The 23,342-nt window shown below is 65.8% G+C and carries 24 protein-coding genes, 1 tRNA gene and 1 pseudogene; 12 read left to right on the top strand and 14 right to left on the bottom strand.

The genetic code is table 11. The features are described from left to right. Positions 1 to 247 precede the first annotated feature (247 nt). Both ACIBQ6_RS16870 and ACIBQ6_RS16865 read right to left on the bottom strand, forming a co-directional pair. Positions 248 to 874 carry a response regulator gene (locus ACIBQ6_RS16870; protein WP_397154882.1) on the bottom strand — a complete coding sequence of 209 codons (627 nt, stop codon included), beginning with the start codon at positions 872 to 874 and terminating at the stop codon, positions 248 to 250. Next, the gene (locus ACIBQ6_RS16865; RefSeq protein WP_397212809.1) at positions 871 to 2,322 is read right to left on the bottom strand and encodes a sensor histidine kinase; all 1,452 of its coding nucleotides are present in this window, start codon (positions 2,320 to 2,322) and stop codon (positions 871 to 873) included. Before ACIBQ6_RS16865 ends, ACIBQ6_RS16870 begins: the two co-directional genes overlap by 4 nt. 461 nt (positions 2,323 to 2,783) lie before the next feature. Between ACIBQ6_RS16865 and ACIBQ6_RS16860 the strand changes: the two genes are divergently transcribed. Together ACIBQ6_RS16860 and ACIBQ6_RS16855 are read left to right on the top strand one after the other, a co-directional pair. Beyond that, on the top strand, positions 2,784 to 3,329 hold the full coding sequence (locus ACIBQ6_RS16860; protein WP_397212807.1) for a hypothetical protein: 546 nt from the start codon (positions 2,784 to 2,786) through the stop codon (positions 3,327 to 3,329). A 57-nt stretch (positions 3,330 to 3,386) separates the two neighbouring features. Beyond that, positions 3,387 to 3,459, top strand: a tRNA-Arg gene (locus ACIBQ6_RS16855). Between the two features lie 103 nt (positions 3,460 to 3,562). On the opposite strand, the gene ACIBQ6_RS16850 is transcribed toward ACIBQ6_RS16855, so the two are convergent. From ACIBQ6_RS16850 to ACIBQ6_RS16815, 8 genes are all read right to left on the bottom strand, one after another. Beyond that, entirely contained in the window at positions 3,563 to 4,273 is a 711-nt protein-coding gene (locus tag ACIBQ6_RS16850; RefSeq protein ID WP_397212805.1) for a site-specific integrase, read from the bottom strand. Positions 4,274 to 4,362: 89 nt separating this feature from the next. Next, entirely contained in the window at positions 4,363 to 4,779 is a 417-nt protein-coding gene (locus ACIBQ6_RS16845) for a hypothetical protein (protein ID WP_397212803.1), read from the bottom strand. Continuing rightward, on the bottom strand, positions 4,776 to 4,961 hold the full coding sequence (locus tag ACIBQ6_RS16840; protein WP_397212801.1) for a helix-turn-helix domain-containing protein: 186 nt from the start codon (positions 4,959 to 4,961) through the stop codon (positions 4,776 to 4,778). Before ACIBQ6_RS16840 ends, ACIBQ6_RS16845 begins: the two co-directional genes overlap by 4 nt. Then, the gene (locus ACIBQ6_RS16835) at positions 4,958 to 5,944 is read right to left on the bottom strand and encodes a replication initiator (RefSeq protein WP_397212851.1); all 987 of its coding nucleotides are present in this window, start codon (positions 5,942 to 5,944) and stop codon (positions 4,958 to 4,960) included. The genes ACIBQ6_RS16840 and ACIBQ6_RS16835 overlap by 4 nt, the downstream gene beginning before the upstream one ends. Continuing rightward, positions 5,941 to 6,678: an SAVMC3_10250 family protein gene (locus tag ACIBQ6_RS16830; protein WP_397212799.1), complete on the bottom strand. Its 738-nt coding sequence runs from the start codon at positions 6,676 to 6,678 to the stop codon at positions 5,941 to 5,943. Before ACIBQ6_RS16830 ends, ACIBQ6_RS16835 begins: the two co-directional genes overlap by 4 nt. Before the next feature lie 935 nt (positions 6,679 to 7,613). Next, a complete protein-coding gene (locus tag ACIBQ6_RS16825) occupies positions 7,614 to 8,417 on the bottom strand; it encodes a hypothetical protein (protein WP_397212797.1) in 804 nt (267 codons plus the stop codon). 558 nt (positions 8,418 to 8,975) lie between these two features. Next, the gene (locus tag ACIBQ6_RS16820; protein WP_397212795.1) at positions 8,976 to 9,632 is read right to left on the bottom strand and encodes a hypothetical protein; all 657 of its coding nucleotides are present in this window, start codon (positions 9,630 to 9,632) and stop codon (positions 8,976 to 8,978) included. A gap of 2 nt (positions 9,633 to 9,634) precedes the next feature. Then, positions 9,635 to 10,018: a hypothetical protein gene (locus tag ACIBQ6_RS16815; protein ID WP_397212793.1), complete on the bottom strand. Its 384-nt coding sequence runs from the start codon at positions 10,016 to 10,018 to the stop codon at positions 9,635 to 9,637. A 383-nt stretch (positions 10,019 to 10,401) separates the two neighbouring features. Here ACIBQ6_RS16815 and ACIBQ6_RS16810 point away from each other — a divergent pair, with 383 nt between their 5' ends. Further along, entirely contained in the window at positions 10,402 to 10,524 is a 123-nt protein-coding gene (locus ACIBQ6_RS16810; RefSeq protein ID WP_397212791.1) for a hypothetical protein, read from the top strand. 122 nt (positions 10,525 to 10,646) lie between these two features. Then, positions 10,647 to 11,577: pseudogene (locus ACIBQ6_RS16805) on the top strand (IS256 family transposase); the annotation flags it as partial. Positions 11,578 to 11,894: 317 nt separating this feature from the next. Here ACIBQ6_RS16805 and ACIBQ6_RS16800 read toward each other — a convergent pair. Next, positions 11,895 to 12,554 (bottom strand): DUF6461 domain-containing protein, encoded by a 660-nt coding sequence (locus ACIBQ6_RS16800; protein WP_397212789.1) that lies wholly within the window; start codon positions 12,552 to 12,554, stop codon positions 11,895 to 11,897. A gap of 756 nt (positions 12,555 to 13,310) precedes the next feature. Here ACIBQ6_RS16800 and ACIBQ6_RS16795 point away from each other — a divergent pair. The 3 genes from ACIBQ6_RS16795 (at position 13,311) to ACIBQ6_RS16785 (ending at position 16,811) form a co-directional block, all read left to right on the top strand. After that, positions 13,311 to 14,485, top strand: a protein-coding gene (locus tag ACIBQ6_RS16795) for an IS3 family transposase (protein ID WP_397212787.1) whose coding sequence is annotated in 2 segments (ribosomal slippage) — positions 13,311 to 13,572 and positions 13,572 to 14,485 — 1,176 coding nt in all. Because the reading frame shifts where the segments join, the coding sequence is not laid out codon by codon here. Positions 14,486 to 14,674: 189 nt separating this feature from the next. Next, on the top strand, positions 14,675 to 15,181 hold the full coding sequence (locus ACIBQ6_RS16790; protein WP_397212785.1) for a hypothetical protein: 507 nt from the start codon (positions 14,675 to 14,677) through the stop codon (positions 15,179 to 15,181). Positions 15,182 to 16,202: 1,021 nt separating this feature from the next. After that, a complete protein-coding gene (locus tag ACIBQ6_RS16785; protein ID WP_397212849.1) occupies positions 16,203 to 16,811 on the top strand; it encodes a DUF6461 domain-containing protein in 609 nt (202 codons plus the stop codon). 285 nt (positions 16,812 to 17,096) lie between these two features. Here ACIBQ6_RS16785 and ACIBQ6_RS16780 read toward each other — a convergent pair whose 3' ends face one another. Together ACIBQ6_RS16780 and ACIBQ6_RS16775 are read right to left on the bottom strand one after the other, a co-directional pair. Continuing rightward, positions 17,097 to 17,306: a hypothetical protein gene (locus ACIBQ6_RS16780; protein WP_397212783.1), complete on the bottom strand. Its 210-nt coding sequence runs from the start codon at positions 17,304 to 17,306 to the stop codon at positions 17,097 to 17,099. A gap of 132 nt (positions 17,307 to 17,438) precedes the next feature. Next, positions 17,439 to 17,894, bottom strand: coding sequence for a hypothetical protein (locus ACIBQ6_RS16775; RefSeq protein WP_397212781.1), 456 nt, complete (start codon positions 17,892 to 17,894; stop codon positions 17,439 to 17,441). A 223-nt stretch (positions 17,895 to 18,117) separates the two neighbouring features. Here ACIBQ6_RS16775 and ACIBQ6_RS16770 point away from each other — a divergent pair, with 223 nt between their 5' ends. After that, positions 18,118 to 18,522, top strand: a complete 405-nt coding sequence (locus ACIBQ6_RS16770) for a hypothetical protein (RefSeq protein ID WP_397212779.1) — start codon at positions 18,118 to 18,120, stop codon at positions 18,520 to 18,522. A 541-nt stretch (positions 18,523 to 19,063) separates the two neighbouring features. Then, positions 19,064 to 19,612 carry a hypothetical protein gene (locus ACIBQ6_RS16765; protein ID WP_397212777.1) on the top strand — a complete coding sequence of 183 codons (549 nt, stop codon included), beginning with the start codon at positions 19,064 to 19,066 and terminating at the stop codon, positions 19,610 to 19,612. A gap of 171 nt (positions 19,613 to 19,783) precedes the next feature. Here the strand turns inward: ACIBQ6_RS16765 and ACIBQ6_RS16760 are convergent, their stop codons facing one another. Beyond that, a complete protein-coding gene (locus tag ACIBQ6_RS16760) occupies positions 19,784 to 20,596 on the bottom strand; it encodes a TetR/AcrR family transcriptional regulator (protein ID WP_397212775.1) in 813 nt (270 codons plus the stop codon). Between the two features lie 70 nt (positions 20,597 to 20,666). Between ACIBQ6_RS16760 and ACIBQ6_RS16755 the strand changes: the two genes are divergently transcribed. The 3 genes from ACIBQ6_RS16755 (at position 20,667) to ACIBQ6_RS16745 (ending at position 23,287) form a co-directional block, all read left to right on the top strand. After that, positions 20,667 to 21,377, top strand: coding sequence for a hypothetical protein (locus ACIBQ6_RS16755; RefSeq protein ID WP_397212772.1), 711 nt, complete (start codon positions 20,667 to 20,669; stop codon positions 21,375 to 21,377). 312 nt (positions 21,378 to 21,689) lie between these two features. Then, entirely contained in the window at positions 21,690 to 22,262 is a 573-nt protein-coding gene (locus tag ACIBQ6_RS16750; protein WP_397212769.1) for an RNA polymerase sigma factor, read from the top strand. After that, positions 22,259 to 23,287 carry a CU044_5270 family protein gene (locus tag ACIBQ6_RS16745; protein WP_397212767.1) on the top strand — a complete coding sequence of 343 codons (1,029 nt, stop codon included), beginning with the start codon at positions 22,259 to 22,261 and terminating at the stop codon, positions 23,285 to 23,287. Before ACIBQ6_RS16750 ends, ACIBQ6_RS16745 begins: the two co-directional genes overlap by 4 nt. Positions 23,288 to 23,342: the final 55 nt, after the last annotated feature.

Here is a 23,342-nt window from a genome sequence, read left to right as displayed (position 1 = left end):
ACGAAGGCTGCCCGGACGGACTTTGCCCGGACGGACGCTGCCCGGAGGGCGGCTGCCCAGGTGGAGGCTGGCCACCCGGCGGCCCGGGCGGACGCTGCCCGAACGGAGGCCTCTCGGGGGATGGCTCCCCAGGTGGAGGCTGGCTGCCGGGCGGCCCGGGCGGACGCTGCCCGAACGGAGGTCCCTCGGGGGGCGGCTCCCCGGCTGGAGGGGACGGCGGCGTGGTCACGGCGTTCACCCTACGGGGCTAAAGCGACTCTGAGTAGTAAATCGCCGCCTGCACGCGGCTCTTCAGGCCCAGTTTGTTCAGCAGCCGGCTGACGTGCGTCTTCGTGGTGGCCTCGGCCATGTCGAGCTCCTTGGCGATCTCGGCGTTGGACAGGCCGCGACCGATGCAGGCCAGCACCTCACGCTCGCGCGGGGTCAGGGCCTCCGGCTCGGGCGGCTCACGGCGGGGCGGCTGGTCGGCGAAGGCGGCGATCAACCGTCTGGTGACGCCCGGCGCGATCATCCCCTCGCCGCCCGCCACCAGCCTCACCGCTTCCACCAGGGCATCGGCTTCGGTGTTCTTGAGCAGGAAACCGGCCGCCCCCGCCCGGAGAGCGCCGAAGACGTACTCGTCGACGTCGAACGTCGTGAGGATCAGGACGTCACTCACCCCCGCCAGCTCCCTGGTGGCGGAGATGCCGTCGAGACGAGGCATGCGGATGTCCATGAGGACGACGTCAGGGCGCAGATCATGAGCCAACCGAACCGCCTGCTCACCATCGGCGGCCTCACCCACGACCTCGACGTCGTCCGCGCCGTCCAGAATCATCACAATCCCGGCCCGTACGGCCGCATGATCGTCAGCCACCAACACCCTGATGCTCATGCCACGTCCGTTCCGCCATCACCATTCCTGGGACACTCGCTGCCCCTGGGACGTTCACCATCCGTGAGGTGTTCACCGTCGTCGCCAACGCTCTCGTCCGGCGCCAACGCCGCCCCTCCGACCGCCCGCCACCGCACCGCCCGCCCATCCACAGCGCCAGCCCCCGGCACCGGCACACCCGCACCCCGCCCCCTCGAAGCCCGCTCCCCAGAAGCACGCACCTCCGCAGAACGGCCACCCAAAGCACCATCACCCACGGCACGCCCACCCACAGGACGGCCACCTGACGCGCTACCGTCCGGCGGGCGGGCGTCGAGCGGCTGTGTTTCCGGGGTGAGCGACGTCGGAAAGGCCGCCGCGATACGCCACCCATCCCCCGACCGCCCCGCCTCGAAGAACCCTCCGACCAGCGAAGCCCGTTCGCGCATGCCGATCAGCCCCGCCCCCGAACCCGGCAGCCGAGCCCCCCGCCGCCCGACCCGGTTCTCGACCGTCAGGAGAACCTCCCGAGGTTCGTACGTCAGCGAGACGACGACCGGCGCCTCACCATGCTTGAGCGCGTTCGTCAGCCCTTCCTGAAGGATGCGATAACCGGCCAGATCCACCGAAGCCGGCACCTCACGCACCTCCCCGTCCACCCGCAGCTCGACCTCCAACCCAGCCCGCCGCGTACGCTCGACCAGGTTCTCCGCGTCGGCCAGCCGCGGCCGGGTGGCCTCAAGCTCCGGCCCGTCCCCCTCACGCCCGCCGTTGGCCTCCCGCAGCAGCCCGATCATGTCCCGCATCTCGGCCATGCCCTTGACGCTGTTCTCCCGTACGGACTCCATGACCTTCCGGACCGTCTCCCGATCCAGGTCCTTGCGGGACAGAGCAGCCGTCGACTGGATGGCGATGGCGCTGAAATGGTTCGCGATCATGTCATGCAACTCACGAGCCATCCGCGTACGCTCAGCCGCGATCGCGGCCTGCCGGTCGAGCTCGGCGAGATGCGCGACCTGCTCGGCCCGCGCGCGTTCCGCGGCCGCCCGGTCGCGCTGCTCCCGCAGCACCCAGGCCGTGGTGACCGGCGTGACCAGCACCAGCCCCGCCTGGATCCCCATGACGGCCAGCAACCGCCAGTCCGCCGCGATGAACGCCGCCACGGCCCCGGCCACCACGGCCAGCACCGTCGTGATCCCGAGCAACCACCGAGCGAGCCGCGCCGGCCCATAGAGCGCCGCGGCGTAAAGATTGTCGGTGAACACCAGCACGGTCGCCAGCGACGGCCCCACCAGCCCGTCGATCGTGACGGCCACCACTCCCAGAGCCAGCGACCACAACGGGGCCCGCTGCCGCAGCAACACGGCCGAACAGGTGATCGCCAACGGGACCAGCAACACCCACACCGGCACGCCACGGCGCAGGTATCCACCAGCCAGAATCAGCAGCGCCCCCAGAACGAAGGCCACCCCGGCCGCCACCCCAGGCGGCACCCTGCCCTTCTCCTGACTGCCGCCCCTGGAGGCCCCTCGCGCCTCGAACCGCCTCAACCACCGTGAACCCGCCCGCACCCCGGCCCGCCACGGCAGCGGCACCGACCGCCACCACTGTGAAACCGACCGTGTCGAGGCCGGCGGCCGGTCAGCGACCCTACGCACCCGGACCACCCGGCCTACTCCGGCCCCGCCCACACCCTGAACAACCGAAGGCGGCCCCCAGCGGCGCCCCGGACAGTGTCGCCCGACCCGCCACCGCCCGCGCTCCGGCGCCACAGCCCCTCACCGCCGCTCGTGTCATGTCCTCATCTCACCACTCCCGGACGCCGCCGCCGTCCTCCGAGGGTCAGCCTGTGGATACACCTTTCGATGTATCCACAGGCTCGTTTTCACCGACGATGTGCCGGGCCGCGAATCACAGCAAGCTGGTACACGTGATTGTCGCCATCCTCATCGGCTGCGAAATCGGCTTCTGGCTCCTCCTGGGCCTCGGCCTGGCCTGCCGCTACCTCTGGAAGCGCCGACGGCTGAGCACGGCCCTCCTGCTCTGCGTCCCGCTCCTCGACGTGGTCCTCCTGGCCGCGGCGGTCATCGACATGCGCGGCGGCGCCACGGCGGACCTGCGCCACGGCCTGGCAGCGGCCTACCTGGCCTACTCGGTCGTCTTCGGCCACCGGACGATGCGCTGGGCCGACGCCCGCTTCCACCACCGCTTCGCCGGCGGCCCCCCGCCCTGGAAGCCTCCAGCAGGCGGACCCGCCCGGACACGCTACGAGTGGGCGTTCTGGCTGAAACTGCTCCTGGCGTACGGAATCTCGTGCCTCATCCTCTTCGGCCTCATCTGGCTCGTGAACGACCCCTCCCGCACAAAAGCCCTGGTGGACTTCATGCTCAACCTCCTCAAGGTCCCCCTGATCGCCCTGATCTGGCCGGTGAGCCACACCCTCTGGCCCAAGAAGGAGGAGCCGGCTCGCCAGTGATCGCGGTATTCGGTTCGATGCACTGCACAGAACCCGCTATGCTTGCTTACGCAGCGAGCGGCCGTAGCTCAATGGATAGAGCATCTGACTACGGATCAGAAGGTTGGGGTTTCGAGTACCTCCGGCCGCACACATGCGAAAGGCCCGCAACCAGGGGTTCCTGGGAGCGGGCCTTTTGGTTTGTCAGGACAATCTCTGGATCTTGCTAACACCTCTGCTAACACGCATCCTTCTCACTCACCGATCGCCTCGGCGAAGATGTCGGCTGCTGACGCTTCGGCGGCGCGGATCACATGGGCGTAGACCCTGAGAGTGATCGACGGGTCAGCGTGACCGAAACGAGCCGCGACGACATGGACGGGGACGCCTGCCAGGAGCAGGATCGTGGCATGGATATGGCGTAGATCGTGAAGCCGCGCGTGTGGCAACGGCGTGCGAGGGTTCGCCAGGTTGTATCGCTTGATCAGGATCGGGAAGAGCGAGCTGAGCGTGTCGGGATGAACGGGCTCGCCCCATCCCGTGGTGAACACGTGGTCGCCGGCGCCTCGCCACTCCGGGCCGAGTTGGAGCTTGTCCGCGGCTTGCTGGGAGCGCTGTGCACGGAAAACCTGGACCGTCCGCGCGTCGATGCTCACAACACGCTTGCGACCACTTTTGGTGGTGCCCTCAACGCGCTTGCCGTCGATGAACGAGGCCGAGCCGCGAATGGTGATCTGCTTGCCCTCAAGGTCGACATCGGACCAGCGCAGATGAAGCAGCTCACCGCGCCGAGCACCGGTGTAGGCCGCGACGTGGAAGAAGGGCCAGAGCCGGTGATCGCGAGCAATGAGAAGGAACGTCTTGAGCTGGTCCCTCGTCCAGACCGTGCCGGGCTCGCTGATCTCTCGTCGCGGGCGCTTAGCCTTCTCGACCGGACTGGACGACAGGATCTCATCGACGTTCACAGCGTCACGGAATGCCTTCCGAAGCACGGCGTGGACATAGTCGACCGTGCGCGCGGAGAGCGGCCGCCCGTTCTTACCGCCGGCAGCCCTCAGATCCCGGTACAGCTTGGTGATCGCGGTAGCCCGAACGGCCTGCAACCGCAGCGTGCCGATGTTGGGCTTGATGTATCGCTCGATGATGTGCCGGTAGTCGGCGAGGTCTTGGGCTTGATCTCGACGGCATGCGCCTCGATCCACTCAACGAGGTACTCGCAGACGGTGATCGTGTTGCGGTCGACGTACTCGCCACGGCGGGCCTTGACCCGTGCTTCGTCCCGAGCCGCCTTGGCATCGTCCTCACCGGTGAAGCCGCCCACCCATCGCGGCTTGCTCTCGCCTGTCTCAGGATCGCGGACCCTGATCACGTACGACCAGGTGGTGCCGCGCTTCATGACGCCGTCACGAAGCTTGGGTGCTTTCTTCTTGCGCGGCTGCTCGTCCGGCGTGCCGATGAAGGTCTTGGTCATACGGCGACCTCCTTCCTGGTCAGGCGGGTGATGTACTCGTTAAGGGCCGTGATGGGGATGCGGCGAGAGCCGTCTATGCGGATGGAAGCGACGGCGCCGGTTGCGAGCAGTTGGTAGAGCTTGCTCCGGGAGATGGCCAGGGCTTCGGCGGCTTCGGGGACGGTGAGAAGGAGTCGGGTCATGGATGGCCTCCCGAAGAGGTGCCGGTGATGGCTGCGGCGAGGAGTGCGTCGCCGGCCGATTGGCCCTGTCCGGCGTACTGCCAGTGGGTGACGACGAGGATGGTGTCCTCGTCGAACAGGGGCAGGCGTCCGTGCGTGACCTCTTCGGTGTGAACGAAGCGCTCTCTCGCTGCCCAGAGTTCGCCGAGGGTGGTGGAGTAGCTGCGGCTCTTGGTGGAGAAGTGGCCCCGGAAGCCAAGCATGTGGGCCCAGTGGGTGAGCCGCAGGTCGGCCAAGTCGGCGTCCTCGCCGAGGCGCATGCAGGCGGCGATCAGCCGGCGGGCGTGGTCGCGAACGGGTAGGGCGTCGAGGTTGTCGAGGGGTTGGATGCGGCGGTCCAGGGTGCCGACGCACTCGGCGGCCTTGGTGGCGTACTTGGCGATGTAGGCGGCGACGGCTTGTTCGGTGAGGTCGCCGTTCATGGTGATGCGGCGGACGTCGAGCTGGATGCCCCATCGGAAGGTCCGGCTCAGTGGCTTGATCTCGGCGGTCACGGCGGCTGCCGCGTGTTGGACGGCGTCGGCCAGGGCGTCGGCAGTGGCCCAGGCTGGCGGAGGCGAGTTGGGGCCATTCGGTCCGTCGAGGCGGATGACGGCGTGGAAGTGGACGACGCCTCGGCGCTGGTATTCGGCGACTTTGGCGAAGGCGATGGTGACCTGCTCGCGTAGGGCTTTGACGGTCAGGCCGTTGAGCCGGGCGAAGCGGCGGCGTAGGGCGAGGGTGAAGCGGCGCCAGAGCTCGGGGCTGATGGCGTTGAACAGGACTGAGCCGTCGTAGTCGTAGCAGTCGGGGCACAGCGGTTCGCCGAGACGGAGGTCGTCGGCGTGGTGCCGGTCGGTGCAGGACATGTGCTGTCCGTGCGGGCAGGTCTGGGCGTTGCGGCGGGCGTGGCAGGGCTGGACCTTGCCGTTCTTCTCCCGCCGGACGTGAACGGCCCCGCCTATCCCCGCTCGTACTCAACATACAGAGGTGTTCCTACGAGCACTCGAACAGAACGGCCGGCGGTGCGAAAGACAATACACTCAGCCGTTGATCTCGCATAGCCAGACACATAGCCACCTGCCTGCCAGGGTAGCCGATTCCGATTCTTTGCAGACGCCCGGACAACTGGCCAAATCAGAAACTCCGGATCGCTCATAGGCTTAAGTGGGTGATAGCTTCCCGAGAGTCTACGCCAGCCATCCTTGCTCGATAATATTCCGGAGATGAAGCAGCCGAATTTAAGATCCGAAAATAACTTTCCCAGGCCCTTCCGGGGCTTTTCTGGGGGGTGTAATAAATGCCCTGGAGAGCCATGCAAGACGAGAAGAAGAAGCTCGCCCGAGCTCATGCTCGTCGCCTTGCTCATAAATATTACTGTCCGCCATCGGCTGTGTATCGCCCACTGCATACCAGTTTCGAAGTAAAACCAGTCGCCCTCCGTTATGGAGGCAGCCTCTTCCCATGTTGACGCTCTTCCTTCGTTATCGATCACGGAGATCACTTTCTCAAGCGAAGGAGAGGGGGGCTCCATGTTGCCGCCGTCACTATTCCCTCCCCGCGAGGAAAGCTTTAGTTTTCCGAAAAGGGGAATGCCTATTTCCCCTTCGGCGCTCAATCTATCCCATAGAGAGCGGGTTGGCTTATCGCGAGTAAACTGGGCTTGCTTTCGAGTCGACAGATACACCAGTTCGCGCATAAGGCAATGATGACATGCTGTCCCATACTTGGCTACGTGTCCATTCAGGGGTGTAACTCGTCAGGCGGTGACGTGCGCGGGTAGTCAGGGCCGTCCGGCAAGGGCGGCGTGGATGGCGTCGAGGGCGCGGATGGCGTGACCCTTGGCACTGGTCAGGCAGGAGTACGCGGATGGAGAAACCGCAATCCCACGAAACCATGGGCGCAAGGGCGTCTGGAGCAGGCAGGGTTGGACTATGGAGAACGAGCAGGCACTTCGCGAAGCTGCTGGCGCCGGGGATGTCCGAGCCATGAGCAACCGCGGCTCCTTGCTGGCGGCAGTGGGTCACGTGGACGAGGGCGAGCGTTGGCTTCGCCCAGCGGGCTGACGCAGGCGACGTTCAAGCCGTCTACGGCCTGGGAGTCCTGTACCAGGAGTCGGGTCGGGTCGACGAAGCCGAGCGCTGGAACCGTCAGGTTCCTCGCGATTGACAGGCAACTGCACGATCGCCTGTCGGTGTACCTGACTGCATACTCGCGAAGATCGATAGAGTCCCAACGCTGTGGGACCTCGTCCACGGTACAGCCCTCACGATCGCCTGATGGTGGCTGATGTCCTGCTGTGGCTGGGGGCGATCGACGATCCGTGCTTCGTTCCTCAGCACGGCTCACCGGACACCGTGGCGGGCGTGTCCGAATCGTGCCCTAGTTGCAGTTCTAGTTGCAATCCGGGGCGGTACAGAGCCGGGATATGCGCGGGATGATCCCTTGCGCCAGTGAGAGCGCTGAGGCTGTAGCACCAGTTCAGACGTGCCCCGAGGTCTCAATCACCTGCCCGCTGTAAAAACCGTCGGCTCTCAGGAGCGTGTTTCGGAGGTTGCAGTTTGGGCTGCCATGCACGGCTCGTACCCAGAAGCGCACCACAATCGAGGCCTCGGCCATCGTGCGATGACTCAATTAGGCTGACCAGCGCCACCGGTCGAGCTCGGTCCACTTTGCTCTGAGGGCGGTGGCGAGTTGTCCGCCGAAGGCGACCGTTCCCTCATGGGAGGCGAACGCGATCCAGGTAAGCGTGTCATCGCTCCACACGCCCTCAGCGCCGGTGTACTGGGGTTCGAACATCTCTATATCTACGAGGTAGTCTGCGCCGTACTCGCGCAGTTCTGTCACGCGGCCGCCGCTCATGTCGCGTACTGCGGCGCGCACCTGGGCGAGTCCCTGCTCGTCCCACATCGATGCCTCCGTCAGCACGAGGACGTCGGGTGGAGTTGGCTCGGCGAGCATGGGGTACCACGACCTGCCCACCAGCCCCCACCGCTGCTCCAACTGTTTCTGTCGTTCGAACGACTCGGCGGGCATCAAAACGCGCCGGTAGGGCAGCGGTTCCACCGGAAAGTCGGCCCGCGCTACCCAGGCTTGCAAGGTCGACTGAAACAGCCGGCGTTCCTCAGCCATCGCCTTTGCCTCGGTCTTGTTCGATGCCGGTTGTGTGAACGGCGACTGGGCCGTGTCGGCAGCCTCGGATAGGGCGTTGACTAGGTCGGAGAACTCGGGCAGCCGGTCTGGATCGAGCCGCTCCACGTGTTCCAGGATCGCTGCGATCACGTTGTAGCGGGGGAAGATGCGCCAGGCTTCGGGACGGTAGTTGTACCCGAATGTGGACCGTCCTTCGTTGGGCAGTGCGGCGTACTTGTCGGTCAGCTCGTCGTACCGCTCCATCAGGTACCGTCGTGCCGCCGTGTGCAGCGTTGCCGAGTCCATGCCACAAGCTCCCCATGATTCAGCCGCCGGCGCACTCTGATGCCTGGCAACGGACGTTTCAGTCCAGCACCTGGCCCAGGTTCATAAGAGGTTATCGGCGACGGATGACCGGTCTGTCGACCAGTCACTGGTGAGGCCCCTGACGATCGCCGGCCGCGGTTCCCGTAGTCGAGCGCCGTGGCGATTGCTGCAGCGGCCCTTCTTCGTCGCCTCCCGATGGCCATGGGAGAGGTGACAGCAGCGCTGACAGCAACGTCCCCACACGTCGACGCATCCGCGCCACCGTCCACACGCGCCTGACCATGGTCTTGATCACTAGAGCAGGGTGGTTGTTCCGCCTGATAGGCGGACGGTCGCACCTCGTGATATCCGGCGCGTATATGACTACTTCCTGGCCCATGGCGCAATACGGTTTCCGTGGCGCCATCACGCCATGAGTCGAAGACGCGGTGAGTATTTGCCCTGGTAATTCACAAACTACGCGAGTGCGATCACCTATCTCTGGGCGCACCGGGCTGGCCCCCATGCGCTGAAACGTTCAGCTCTATTTAAACACGGCTAGCGCTGTATCAAATAGGCAAGCAGAGCCATGCCGGCCAGAAATCCGATTGCGAAGGCATAGAAGGTTGGCTTCCAGTTGACGACTATCTGTGCCGGTGGTGGCGTAACGACCCCTTCAACTCGGTCGGCGTGGATTCTTATGGTATCAACCGTCTTGTTCAGTTGCTCTATTAAGCCATTTTGACCGTGCGATCGAGTCCAGCTACTGAGGGTCTCGGCGAGTCTTGCAAGTTCGTCTAGTGTCCGCTCCATTCGGGTGGCCACTTCACGTGCTCCACTAATTTTATTGCCAGCATTCAGAAGCGTCCTGGCGACATCCTCATTTATATTGTCGCCTGCGATGCGGAGGGAGTATGCAACATCCTCGTTTATATTTTTCCCGGCGATCAAGAGGGCATGTGCCACATCCTCATTGATGTTCCGGGCGGCGTATTCGAGAGCGCTGACAACATCGGGCGATACCACGCCATCCCGCAGAGCTTTACGTAGGAGCCGTGCAAGAGCTGGCGCCTGTTGAGATAGCTTTTCAAGTATTGCTTGCGTTGCCGGGTCGATGGCGTTGATAGTGCCGTAGTTGTTGCGGCCGATGAAGGTTCCAGAGCCGTGGTTATGTTGTTCGACGGGAAATGGATTTCCCTCTGGCGGTGCGACCATCGTCAGGATTCCCTGGGCGTTGTTATGCCACCGTAGTTGTCCCGGCCAATAAAGGTGCCTGAACCGTGATTGTGCTGCTCGCCGACGTTCATCCCCTCCATCGCAGTGGGCACGGACTGTGCGATGGCTTCGAGGTCGGCCAGAATCTCGGGGTGCTCGGCCAGATACGCGGCGAGGTGCACGCCCCATCGAGCTCTTACATCGGCCTCTGAAGCTGCTTGTCGGGCAAGAGCGAGCGAGTCGTCCTCTGCGGCGCGCAGGGAAGTTGCTTGCTCCTCTTCGGTCCCTCCTCGGAAGATGCGCTTGATTCGGGAACGCACGGCGTCTACCTGGCCATTGAGCATGTAGGCAACCAGGTTTCCTGCTGCGCCGGTAATGATCGCCATCGTCGCTGGGTCTAGCATCTCACGGACACTCCGATCAGCACTTGGGCTAGTAGCCACCCCAATAATCGACCGGGCTTCACTATAAAGCTGGGGAACGACAAATTAGGTGCATCTGTCCCCGTTGAGGACACTGACAGCGCTTGAGTGCCAGGACGCGAACCTGTGCCCTGGCAAGGGCTGTTCCGTCGCTGTTCCGTCAGAATCCGAGAAGTAGTGGAAAGTGATGCGAGCCGCCCACGGGTATGGGGCCAGGTCAGGAGCCTGATCGGGGAGTCGGCCCAGGTGGGCGGATCAGGCGTCGGAGATCACCCAGATCTGCGAGGGCACCAGCCAGATCCAGCGCATGGTCATGGCCCGCCAGCTCCTCAAGTTAGGCCGTCGCGGTGACGGTAAGCGAAGGACTGCTGGTGCTGGCCTGCTGCCAGGTGCTGCAGGTCTCGGAGTCGGGCTACTACGCCTGGCGCACCGTCCCCCCTCAGCCCACGCCGTCCGGCATGACTGGCTGACCGACCTCATCCGCCAGGTGCACCTCGACACGCGCGGCGTCAACGGCGCTCGCCGGGTGCATGCCGAACGCGTCCTGGGCCGCGGTGTCAGCGGAGGACAGGGGGCGGTCGCCATGCTCATGCAGCGCGCTGAAGAGGTCGATGAGATGGTCATCTCGCTGGCCGCCAAGGGCTTGACCACCGGGGAGATCTCCGCCCACCTGGCCGAGGTCTACGGCGCTGAGGTGTCCAAGCAGACCATCTCCACCATCACTGACAAGGTGCTGGACGGGATGGCCGAATGGCAGAGCCGGCCGCTCGACCCCGTCTACCTGGTGATCTTCATCGACGCCATCCACGTGAAGCTGCGCGACGGCCAGGTCACCAACCGGCCGATCTACGTGGCCATGGCCGTCACCGTGGACGGTGAGCGCGACATCCTCGGATTGTGGGCCGGCGACGGCGGCGAAGGGGCCAAGTTCTGGCTGCATGTGCTGACCGAGATCAAGAACCGCGGCGTCGGCGATGCGCTGATGGTGGTCTGCGACGGCCTCAAGGGCCTGCCGCAGGCCATCGAACAGGTCTGGCCGCAGGCCGTCGTGCAGACGTGCGTCGTTCATTTGCTGCGCGCCTCGTTCCGGTATGCCGCACGCCAGCACTGGGATGCCATCGCCAAGGCGCTCAAGCCCGTCTACACCGCCCCGACTGAAGCGGCCGCGCTGGAGCGTTTCCTGGAGTTCGCCGAGGTCTGGGGCGGTAAGTATCCGGCGATCGTGAAGCTGTGGGAGGACGCGTGGGCCGAAGTTCGTCCCCTTCCTCAACTTCGACACCGAGATCCGCCGGGTGATCTGCTCGACCAACGCCATCGAGTCGGTCAACGCCCGCATCCGGCGGGCGGTCAAAGCCCGCGGCCACTTCCCCAACGAGCAAGCCGCACTCAAGTGCGTCTACATGGCCATCATGAGCCTGGACCCGACCGGCAAGGGTCGCAAACGCTGGATCACCCGCTGGAAGGCCGCTCTGAACGCCTTCGCCATCACCTTCGAAGGCCGCTTGACCTCGACCACCCGATAAATCACTCAAGATCGAGATACACCGTTATCTAGACGTCCCGTCCTTGGCTGCTCTGTATTGAGCCGCAGCCCACGATCGCTGTTACAGCAGCCTGGTTTGGCAGCGCTGACGCACACGGGCGTCGCAATCTGTCGCTTGACGAGGAAGAAGACCACTCGACATGGGCCGGCCCCCGTTTGGAAGCAGGAGTCGGGGGTGCCAGTTTCAGAGGAGAGTTCTCACCGCCCGGCGAGCAGGTTCAAGACGGAGTTCTTCTAGTCGTCCGGTCCCGCTGCCTCGCCTGCGAGCAGCGAGTACTGCTGGACGGCGCAAAACGATCATCTTCTCACGATGGGCCCCACAAGCATCGGGCGGTCGAGCAGGTCCGGCCTGAACGGCACCCCGGTCACCTTCGCCGCCAGGGCGAAGCCCCTTGGCACGGCAGTGCCGTAGTTGTCCTCCCAAGCGGCGTCCCAGGCGGCCTCGTCCTCCGGCATGTCGAGCCGCATGCCCAACTCCCGCATGAAGCCGTTGAGCCGGTCGGGGTCGGAGCCGTAACGCTCGGACGGGTGTCGCAGCTGGTAACCGGTGACAAACGTGCCGTCGATCGCGTACGCAAAGCTGTGGTCGGCGTAGTCGTGCCGGGTGACCGCCACAACCTCACAACCCTGCGACAGCTCGGTCACCACCTCGTGGCACGTAACCATCCAACCGTGGGGCTCAATGGCCACGCACCACTCGCCGGCCTTGAAGACGCCCACGTAGCCGCCGCCAAGCCCGCCGTCCGTCTCCATGACGAACTCGTCGGCCTTGTCCTCGAGCCCGCGGAAGTCCGACTCCTGGCCGGAGCTCTCACCGCGGCTGAAGCGGCACACCACCTCCGCCGGGTCAAGCCCGCGGTAGAAGGCCACACTGAAGATCACACCGAGTGCGCCGCCGCCCGAGCCCTCCGACACGTTGAGCCACTGGAACGGGGCCAAGGGGGCGGATGTCATCATGCGAGACATAGTGGCAGGCCGTACCGACAATCAGTCGAGATCGGCGGTCATCCCGATGAAGGCCACGTTGGAGTCGACCCGTTTGATGGATTGCTGATCCCTGTGGAGGAAGTGCTGTACAGCAGCCGATACAGCAACACTGCCTTACAGGGTCGGTCTACACCGCCTCGCATCGGCCATCTGAGCAGGGCAAGAGGCCGTTGATGAGGCATCCGCCCTTCTCTACGGATCAGAAGGTAACGGGTTCAACTCCTGTCCGCCGCGCACAGCAGGAAGGCCCGCAGCCAGGGACGTCCTGGGAGCAGACCTTTGTGTTTGTCAGGACCAGCTCGGAACCTTGCTAACGCGTGGCTCCCGCTACTCACCCTCGCCTGAGCGCACCGGAGTAGCGCGGCGCTACGCCTTTCCGTGCTCCTACAGCACCCGCCAAAGCACCTGGCCTCAGGCGTCGACATCGTCAGTGTCGCCCTCGTAGAAGCCCAGGCCTCCACAGCCAGGACACTCGGCCCTGACGCTGGTGGACTCATCGAGTCCGTCTGGGACATTTACGGTCCCCGTGCCCTCGCAGTCCTCGCACTCGAACCACTACTCGTCCGGATCGTCGACGTTGACGCGCTTGGCCACTGATTCTCCTCAGAATCTCGATCTGAGTCGAGCGCCTGACAGCGAAGGCGCACCTACCCGATCCCTGAGGTGCCCACCAGATTCCGGACAGTCGGCTACGTAAGCTGACAGAAGTCTGGAAGAGGTAGGTACGTGACGAGGCGTCGCAGGCAGTTCTCGACGGAGTTCAAGGAAGAAGCCATCCGCATGGTGCTGGAGGGCGATCGGACGGTCGCGTCCGTGGCGCGGGAGTTCGACATCAACGCCAGCACGCTGGGCAGCTGGGTGAACCGGCATCGGATCGCGAGTGCGCAGGATGAGCGTCAGGCGCTCTCGGGGCCGGAGCGGGCGCGGATCCGGGAGTTGGAGCGGGAGAACGCCGAGCTGCGCGAGAAACTGATCTTCCTGAAAAAAGCGGCCGCCTTCTTCGCGTCCGAGACTCGGTGACGCTCGCCAAGTACGAGCTCATCGACGCGGAGAAGGCTCATCACCCGATCGCGCGGATGTGTGCCTGGCTGGGCGTGTCCCGCTCGGGCTACTACGAATGGCGCGAGCGGCCGGCCTCGGCCACCGCGCAACGCCGGACGCTGCTGGCCGCGTCGGTCGCCGAAATCTTCGCTGGCTCGCACGAGACCTACGGCTACCGGCGGGTGCACGCCGCCCTGGCCCGCCGCGGTGAGCACTGCTCGGCCGAGTTGGTGCGTGCCCTGATGCGGGAGCAGGGCCTGGTTCCGGCTCAGGTGCGGGCGTTCCGGCCCGTCACAACGGTGCAGGGCGACTTCCGCGGCATCCCCGACCTGGTCAGCCGTGACTTCACCGCCGCCCGTCCGGGGACCAAGCTGGTCGGCGACATCACCTACGTCCGCACCTGGGAGGGCTTCCTCTACCTGGCCACCGTGATCGACTGTCACAGCAAGGCGGTTCTGGGCTGGGCGATGGCCGACCACTACCGCACCGACCTCATCAAGGACGCGATCCGGATGGCCGCCGGCACCGGCCTGCTCCAGCCCGGCGCCGTGTTCCACACCGACCGCGGCTCGAACTACACCAGCGACGAGTTCGGCCGCTTTCTGGCCGGCCTGGACATCCGCCGCTCGGTCGGCCGCACCGGGGTCTGCTACGACAACGCGATGGCCGAGTCGTTCTTCTCCGCGCTCAAGAACGAATGGCTGCACCGCTTCGTCTTCACCACCCGAGCCAAGGCAAAACGGCAGGTCATCCGCTACATCGAAGGGTCCTACAACCACCGGCGCCTACATTCGGCGCTCGGCTACCGACCACCTTTCGAAGTGCTCAACGAGTCCCTTTCAACCCCGACGGCCGCATAGGCTACGCCCATAAGACGGCTGTCCGGAATCCTCGTGGCCCCTCACCCGCCATGACCCGATCTTGTTCGCTTTGGTCAAGCGCCGCCATGCGCCCGCTCGAACAGGTGCAGAGGCGTGCGCCGTGACAACGGCCCGCTGGTTGTAACTGTTGGGTTTCTCTCCAGGATGGGAGCCTGCAATGATCAGCGGATGGAGTTAGTGCTCGACCCGCCGCACGGGATCGGTCCGCTGCGGCTCGGGATGACGCCAGACGAGGCACGAGCGGCGCTCGAAACGTTAGGTCCGCTGGAGCCGACCGCCTACGGTGAGCTGGCCGTGCACCTGACGAGCGGGCTTGGGTTCAGTGTGGGCTTCGGGGCGGGGCCGATGCGGGACCGGGTCAATGCGATCGAGGTGTGGCGTCCGCACGAGCGCGACGTGGTGCGCTACCGCGACGTCGACATCTTTGGCTTGCCCGCGCTGGTGGTCGTGGAGCGGCTCCGAAGCCACATCGACCTCATGCCGAACGAAGACGATGACGGGTTCACCGCGCGAGCGTTATACCTCGCGTTGTGGCGACCGTTCGCAGCCGATGACGACCCAGATGAGGCGCAGGGGCACTTCTTCCAATCGGTGCTCGTGGCCCGGCCGGGCCACGACGACACTCCCGCCGAGGCAGCGGCCCGGCTGGCCTCTGGAGGCGAACCCGGCTACTGATTAACCCAGGACTATGCGTTTGCCTCGCTCCGCCCTTCCGACGTCATCGCCGCGTCATATGGCGCACACTCATCGGCAGAAGATGGCGACAGCGCGGGTCCGCACCCTGCACGCAGCGGGCTGCGGGGAGCCAAGATCCGTGAGACCAACGTCATGTCGTACTCAAGATCGTGTCGCTGGGCCTTGCATTGTTTCGGTCCCCGACATGCTCGACTCCAGTGACGTCTCGTGCTCGTGACGAGCGACGGATAACACACTGGACGAGGTAAGCGTTGGCCGGCGCGGGATGTGAGATGGCGGCGGCCACCTTGGTGCAGTTCCCGAAGCCCTTACATTGCAGGTCCTGACGATCGCTGGGATGAGAATACGGCGTTCATCGCGCACGCGCGGTCCGATGTCCTGCGTTTGCTGGAACGAGGTCCGTCGCCTGCGCGCTCTACTGGGGAGGCCGCATCACGATAACGCCGATGGCGTGCCGGTCCTGCTAACGACGTCCCTGGGTACCGATGGACGTTCGTAGGAAGCGATCATGACGAGGGCCTCGGTGAGCAGGCATTTCTGACACCGGTAGACGCTGACGGACAGTCCCGAACTGGCTACGGATCAGAAGGTTGGGGTTTCGAGTACCTTCGGCCGCACAGCAGGTCAAAGGCCCTCCGGGATCATCCCGGAGGGCCTTTTTCGTGGGCGTACAGCAGCGTTGTACAGCTACGCCGCCGAGCCTAACCGTCTGATTCGGCGGTCAGACGCTTATTCAGCCGGTCGAGCGTCTTGCGGGTCTCGGGGCTCGGGATCCGCGTATAGACGTCCATGGTCATCGAGATCTGCGAGTGGCGCAGGACGCGCTCGCCACACACGGGGGAACGTCGCGGGCAGCCAGGAGCGAGCTTCGAAGGTGGCATGGGCAACTGGCCGTCCAATGCCTTCCGGGTCAGAATCCGCAACGGCGCACCACCGTCATAACGTCATGGCCGGGAGAGGGCCTCGCCTCTCCCGGCTCCTCCACCATCGGAAGGTGAGCATGCAGTCGCCGACGCACGTGCACGATCTCCTGGTCTCAACCATCTTCACCGAGGGACTCGATGACGAGATGGACCTCTGGACGCTGGGATTCAGCGCCCTCTGGGTCAAAGGAATGGATCGCGACGCCGTCGCCGAGGCCTTCTCCCTGGACCTCGTCACCAGCACGCCGAGCCACCTGAACGAATTGCTCGACAGCGGCGAGGAAGGCGGGCCCACCTGGATGGGCGAGGCCGGAGGGTGGACCTGCATCATTCCGGGGCCGACCGACGACGATTTCCTGCTGCCGTTGACGGCCGGCGGGCGGGAGGCGCTCTGCTTCAGTATGGATATGGGCGGCCATGACCATTTCAAGTATCTGAAGGACGGGGAGGTGGTTGTCGCCTTCCAGCCCACCTGGCCCGCCCCCGTGCACGGGAGCGATCCGCACGCGCTCGACCACCTCATGGAAGGGCTGCGCTTCCAGACCAGCGGCGACGACGTCATCGAGGATCGCGTGGACGAGGGCGAGAGCATCAGCTCCGTCCTGACGCTGATCGGCCGGATCACGGGGACGGACATCGCCGCTGACTGGCTTGAGGCGACGCACTCACTCATCTACCCCCGTTAGTGCGTCGACCACGACGGTTCGCCGGGTGCGGTGGTCAGGCTGTCGGGATCGTGGTCGGCCCCAGCGTTGCCGGCGTTCGCTGCGGATGCGGGCTCGTTCTTTGCGTTGAGCTTCCAGTAGTGCGGGGTCGCGCCAGCGCAGGTGTGCCTGTAGCTCTCGGGCCAGGACGGAGTGGTTGGCCGGGTCGCTGTTATCCAGGACGAAGCGGCGGAGCGGGCCGGAGCGCGGCTCGATCGGGTTGGCCCAGGAGGCTGCGGTCGGGGTGAAGCACAGTTCGACCTTGTGTCAGCTGGCCCAGGAGCGAATGCGCTGGGTCTGGTTGCCTGACCAGTTGTCGGCGATGACGTAGATCGGGTGGTGCGGATGCTCTTGAGGGCGGTCAAGGTGTGGTCGCCGCCTTTGCAAGGCCACACTGAAGATCACACCCAATGCGCCGCCCGACCCCTCGGACATGTTGAGCCACTGGAACGGGGCCAAGGGGCCGGAGATCGTCATGCGGGACATGGTGGCAGGCCGTACCGACGATCAGTCCGACCGGTGGCCACCCCGCTGAAGGCCCACATTGGAGTTGACCCGTGCTGGTGGATTCCTGATCTCTGCGTCCGCCCTTCCCTGCGGCTCAGGCGGTCAGGTGTCGTACAGGCCGTCCCATGGTTCGTAGAAGCCGATGTTGTTCGGGTGGAACTCGGCGTGTTCTTCGCCTTCGAAGGTCTCGATGACGAGGCCGAACAGTACTCCGTCGAACGTGTGCCGGAAGGGCCGGATGGCGATGTCGTCGAAGCGGAGGCCCGGAAGCTTGTCGAGCCAGTGTTTCAGTCGCTCCTCGGCGAGGGCGACGGCCGAGCGGTGGTCGTCGTCGGCGTCGGTGTGCTCGATGCGGGAGCCGAGGTGGTGGCCGGCGGCGTCGAAGGTGTGCAGGACGGCGTACCAGCGCTTGTGCTTCGGCCAGTCGTCGGTGTGGGTGGAGCCCTCCGGGAAGGCGGCCATGACGGAACCGAAGAACTGGCCGCCTTTCCAATGGCCGATCGTGTCGGTGTGGTAGTCGGGTTCGTGAATGATGGGGATGACCTCGGGGACTGCCATGCGGTGGACAGTAGACGTCGGGACTGACAACACGTCCATGCGGCTGAGGGTCCTGATGGCCCGGCGAGCACCGCTGGCCGTACTCACGCGAAAGCCTGCGACCAGGGATGTCCGGCCCAGCTGGGTGAGATGGTCGCCGTTCTCATTACCTGACGCGTAATCGCGGTCCTTATGTCTCGCTGCCATTGTTCAGGTGTCGAAACGAGCACTTGAAGGAGCAGAGATGACCGCCCTCACCATCACCGCCGACCGGACCAGGTTCCTGCGCCTCGCTCTTGTTGCGGACGCCGTCGTCACCGGCGCCAATGGGCTGGTGTACCTGGCCCTGGCCGGGCCCGTGAGCGGCCTGCTCGGGCCGGGCGCGGGGCTGCTGCGCGAGATCGGGGTCTTCCTGCTCGTGTACGGCGCCGCCGTCGGCCTGGTGGCCGCGCGTCCCATGATCGGCCAGAACGCCGTCCGGGCTGTCATCGCGTTGAACATCGTCTGGACCCTCGGGAGCGTGGCCGCAGTCGTGGCGGGTGCGCTGGAGTTCAGCACGCTCGGGGCCGTCTGGGCCATCGCTCAGGCCCTGGTCGTTGGGCTGTTCGCCGAGCTGCAGATCACCGGGCTGCGCAAAGCCCGCCGCTGAACCCCTGGACAACCTGTTCGAAGGCACCGCCGACCGTGCCGCCGTGCCTTGGGGGCGGCGTGCGGCCGGGCCGGCTCCCTGGTGACGTGTTCGTCCGCGGGAGGAGCGGCGCAGCTGTTGATTCTGGCGGCGTTCCATGCCACATGGTCGGGGTCGATTTCTTGCGATATGGAGATCGGCTCCGAAGTGGGGCTTCAGGAGCGTCGATGCGGGCACTGGCTGGGATTTGTTTCAGGCGCGATTCAGTCACGCGCTCAATAAGGTGTCTCCCATGCGAGGCCGCACCGGAAGTAATCGGAAGACAGACGTTGTGCGGCTGCGCCATCACGCGGACTTGGTTCCACCGCGGCCCCGTCCGGCATCGGCTGGACGTGGTTGGGCGCCTGTGAGTGCCGGGCGATGGAGACCGACCTCGTCAGATGGGGACCTGGTGGGGGCGCGGTGCCGTTGGCGGGACGGAGCGGCCGAGTCCAACGCCGCCGTCTACGATGCCGACGGAAAGTAGCTGCGAAAGGGCGTGCTGGGAGACGGAATCGAGGACGTGCAGACGACGCTTTCCGGCGACATATGGGTGAGCTATTTCGACGAAGGCGTGTTCGGCAATCTCGGCTGGGGAGAGAAAGGCAGTCCTGCCCCCATCGGCTCCCCCGGTCTGATCCGCTTCGGGGCTGATCTGGCTCCCGCGTGGCGATATCCGTACGACGGTGAGTTCGACGCGATCTCCAACTGCTACGCGCTGAACGTGTCGGGAAATGACGCGTGGGCCTACTACTACACCGACTTTCCTGTTGTGCGGGTTCGAGCCGGCGCGGTTGCCGGCTGGTCCACGCAGGTGAGGGGCGCTCATACGCTGGTCGTCGCCGGCGACCGGGTGGCGCTTGTCGGCGGATATGAAGGACAGCGGCACCGGGTGGTCACCGGGAGCATCAAGGGAGAAGGCTTGTCGGTGGATCGTCCCACCCGGCTGGTGATGCCCGACGGACGGCCGGTTCCCAGGACGGCGGTCGTGCTGGGACGGGGCAGTGAGCTGCACGTCGTCGTGGGGCCTACCTGGTTGAAGGCGTGGTTCGAGGACCTGGCGTCGGCGTGAGTGATCGAACGGCACGTGCGGAGTCTTTGTCAGTCGAGTGGCCATGGTGTGCGGCCTTCGGCGAGAACGCGGCGGAGGACCGATCGGGCCTGGACGACATTGCCGTCGACGTCGCCGACCAAGGCGCAATTGCCGACGGGCATATCCGGCGGGCCGGCTGCTGCGGCGTTCCTACTGCTGGACGTATGCCTCGATGCCGTCGAGGATTCTGGCGAGGCCGAATTCGAAGCCGTCGAGCGGAGGTTCGTCGGCGAGGAACATCGGGTCCTGGATCGCGTCCGCGACGGCGTTCAGGTTGCGGGAGCGGAGCTGGCCGTCGAGGAACACGCGGACCGCGCGTACCGCCCGCTGCTGGTCGGGGTTCGCGCGGCGCAACGCGGCCGGCGTCGGAGTGTTGCGGCGCAGGTTGGCGCCGTAGCGGGCGTGGCTGTCGAGGAGGTATGCGCAGTTCAGCATCAGCTGCGCCTCCATGCCGGTCGATCCGAGCGCGGTGATCAGGGCGTCCAGCCAGGCCGCGTTGTGCGGGGTCAGGGAGACGGTGGTCGGCACGTCCAGCAGCCACGGACGGGAGAGGAAACGCTCGAACAGCCGGCGTGACCACAGCGCGGCCGCCTCTCGCCAGTCGCCGTCGGGCAACTCGGGCGGGTCGCCCCAGGCGCGATCGGCCAGGAGCACGATGAGCTCTTCCTTGGAGCTGACGTAGCGATACAACGCGTTGGCGGTCACGCCGATCCGGGCGGCCACCTTGGGCAGGGAGGCGGCGGCGATGCCCTCCTCGTCGGCCAGTTCGGTCGCGACCGCGATGATCTTCTCGACGCTGTGCGCCGGCTTGGGGCCGCGCCGCCCACCGGTGTCGATGACGCCCCAGGCCGCGGCCAAGCCGGGCGGCAGCGCATCGAGGTCTGCGTCGTCGGCGGGCCCGGGACCCGGCGCAGGCTCGTGGTCTCGCGTGAGGTCGCGTCCGGAGCTCTTGCGTGGGGTCATGGCCGGCATCCTCTCGAAGATCTGAACGAAATAGTAGACGGCTTACACAGTTGTTGCTACTGTGCATGCCATGAACACTTCATTGCTTACACAGATTCAGCTCCCGCCCACGGCTCGCCGCTGGATCGGCGTGGCCGCGATCCTCGGCGCCGTCTTCGCGATGGCCGAGCTCCCCCTCTACTTCGTCGTGCCCGCATGTGACCCTCCGGCCTGCGGTGTCGAGACCGGCGCCCTCATGCCGGACTGGCTGATCCTCACCCGTACGCTCTTCAACTTCTGCGCGCTGACGCTGTTCCTGGTGTTCATGAGCGGTGTCCGGTCCCTCATCACGCGGGCCGACGCCCGCTACGAATGGTTCGGGGCGGTCGCCGGCACCGCCGGCGTGGCGTGGACGATCATCGACATGGTCGCCAAGGGGATCGAGGGCAGCAGCGCCATCAAGGCCGTCGAGGAGATCGACCCGACCCGCACCGTGCCCACCTACCTGCTCTACGGCTCGATGAGCCACCTGATGCTGGTCGTCTTCGGTGTCGCCTTCGGGTACGCGGTGCTGCGCACGGGCGCCCTTTCCCGGTGGGTCGGCTGGTCGTCGTTCGGCATCGCCGCACTGCACCTGGCCGGGGTGCCGTCGATGTTCTTCGGCTTCAACTCGTCGGAGTTCTACGCCTCGAACGGCTGGGGCGCGGTCGCGATGTTCAACGGCATCGCCGCCATCTGGGTGGCGGCCGTCGGCGTCGCGGCGCTGAGGAAGAGGGCCATCCCGGCGCCGCGGTTCGCCTGACGGCGGCGACGCACAGGCACGTACGCGTGGCGAGTTCGGCGAGCCGGATCCCGCTGAAGCGGGCCGGATCCCGCTGAAGCGAGTCAGATCCCGCTGAAGCAGGTCGGATCCCGCTGAAGCGAGTCAGATCCCGCTGAAGCAGGTCGGATTCCGCTGAAGCGAGTCGAATCCCGCTCAAGCAGGCTGAAGCGGGGCGGATTCCGTTGAATTCCCACGCGCCGAACTCCCCCAAGGAGCGATGGAACCGAAAGGCCGGTGCGGGTGAGTCTGTGGTGAAGGGTGCGAACGCGCCCTGTGGAAGGACTTCCCCTCATGAGAGGACTCACCCCGGTGGCGGCCATCACGGACGCCGCCCTCATCGAGGAGTCGCTGGCCGACCCCGATCGGTTCGCGGGCCTCTTCGACAGGTACGCGGATGAGATCCACCGATATGCCACCAGACGTCTCGGCCAGGAGAACTCCTCCGCGGCCGACGACGTGACAGCGGAGACGTTCCTCGCGGCGTTCCGAAAACGGTCCCGCTACGACCTGTCCAGACCGGACGCCGCCCCCTGGTTGTACGGCATCGCCGCCAACCTGATCGCCACACACCGCCGTACCGAGGTGCGCAGGCTGCGGGCCCTGGCCAGGATGCCGGGTCACGACGACAACCCCTTCGAGCAGCGCAGCATCGACCGGATCGACGCCCAGCGGCTCGGTCCCCGCCTGGCCGACGCGCTGGCCGGGCTCTCCTCGGCGGAACGCGAGCTGCTCTTCCTGGTCACCTGGGCCGAACTGTCCTACGAGCAGGCGGCTCAGGCGTTCGACATCCCGGTGGGCACCGTCCGTTCCCGTCTGTCCCGGATCCGGGCCAAGATTCGCAACGTCCTGGAGGACCCCCGATGAACGAGTTCGACCTGATCAACGAGGTCCGGCCGGAAGTGGCGCCCTACGACCCCGGCACCAAGGCCATGGCCAGGGATCGGCTGCTCAGGGCCGGACGGCCCCGGTGGTCCTGGCGCAGGCCGTACGGCTTCGCCCTCGCCGGAGGGCTGGCACTGGCCGTCGGCCTGGTGGTGGTGAAGGTGCCGCCGGCCCCGTCCCCGCCGCAGGAGATGAAGCTGCTGTCGGCCGCCGACGTGCTCCACCGCGCGGCGAGGGCCGCCGTCGACGAGATCGAGCCGCGCGACGACCAGTACATCGTGGTGAAGACCCTGCAGATCACCGACCACTCCCTGGTGCCGTTCGACAAGTCCGACGAGCACTACTACCGGCGTTCCAAGACCACTGTCTGGCTGCGGGCGGGCGAGCGACGGCCGGGGCAGTACGCCGACGGCGTGTTCGAGCACTCGCCCATCGAACCCCTGGCCTACGCCGGCGAACCGATCCCGAAGTCCGCCTTCAAGGACATGGGCACCAGAACCGACCCCATCGTCTACTGCAAGGACTTCAGGAGCGACTATCCGACGATCAAGAACCTGCCGACCGACGCGGACGGCATGCGCGCCCACCTCGACGCGATGTGGAAGCCCAAGGCGAAGAGCCTGACGCCGTTCCTCGCCTACCTCGCCGCACGTCAGCTGCTGTGGCACAGCTACCTCCCGGCCGCGCAACGCAGCGCGTTGTACCAGGCCCTGAGCACGTTCCCCGGCATCACCATCGACGAGGGGGTGCAGGACGCGGCGGGCCGCACGGGCATCGGCGTGGGCTTCACGAGCCCGGACGGGGTGCGCTGGGATCTGATCTTCGACAGCGACACCTACGCGCTGCTCGGCGACCGGCAGTTGGTGGTGGACGCCGAGGCGGCCAAGTCGCCGGCCGGCACCTTGGTGGCCGCCACGGCGCAACTCGACATCGCGGTCGCCGATTCGGCGCCCGAGGTCGAGGTCGAGGAGCGGTTCAAGAGCGGCAGGTGGTGCACCGGCAGCTAGCGCCGACGACGGCGGCGGGGGGGGTGTGGTTTCCCGCACCCCTGAACGGCCACCT

This window comes from Nonomuraea sp. NPDC049655 (genome assembly GCF_044465465.1).
Classification (GTDB): Bacteria; Actinomycetota; Actinomycetes; order Streptosporangiales; family Streptosporangiaceae; genus Nonomuraea.
Note: the sequence above shows the minus strand (reverse complement) of the source record. Positions and strands in the feature narration are given on the sequence as shown.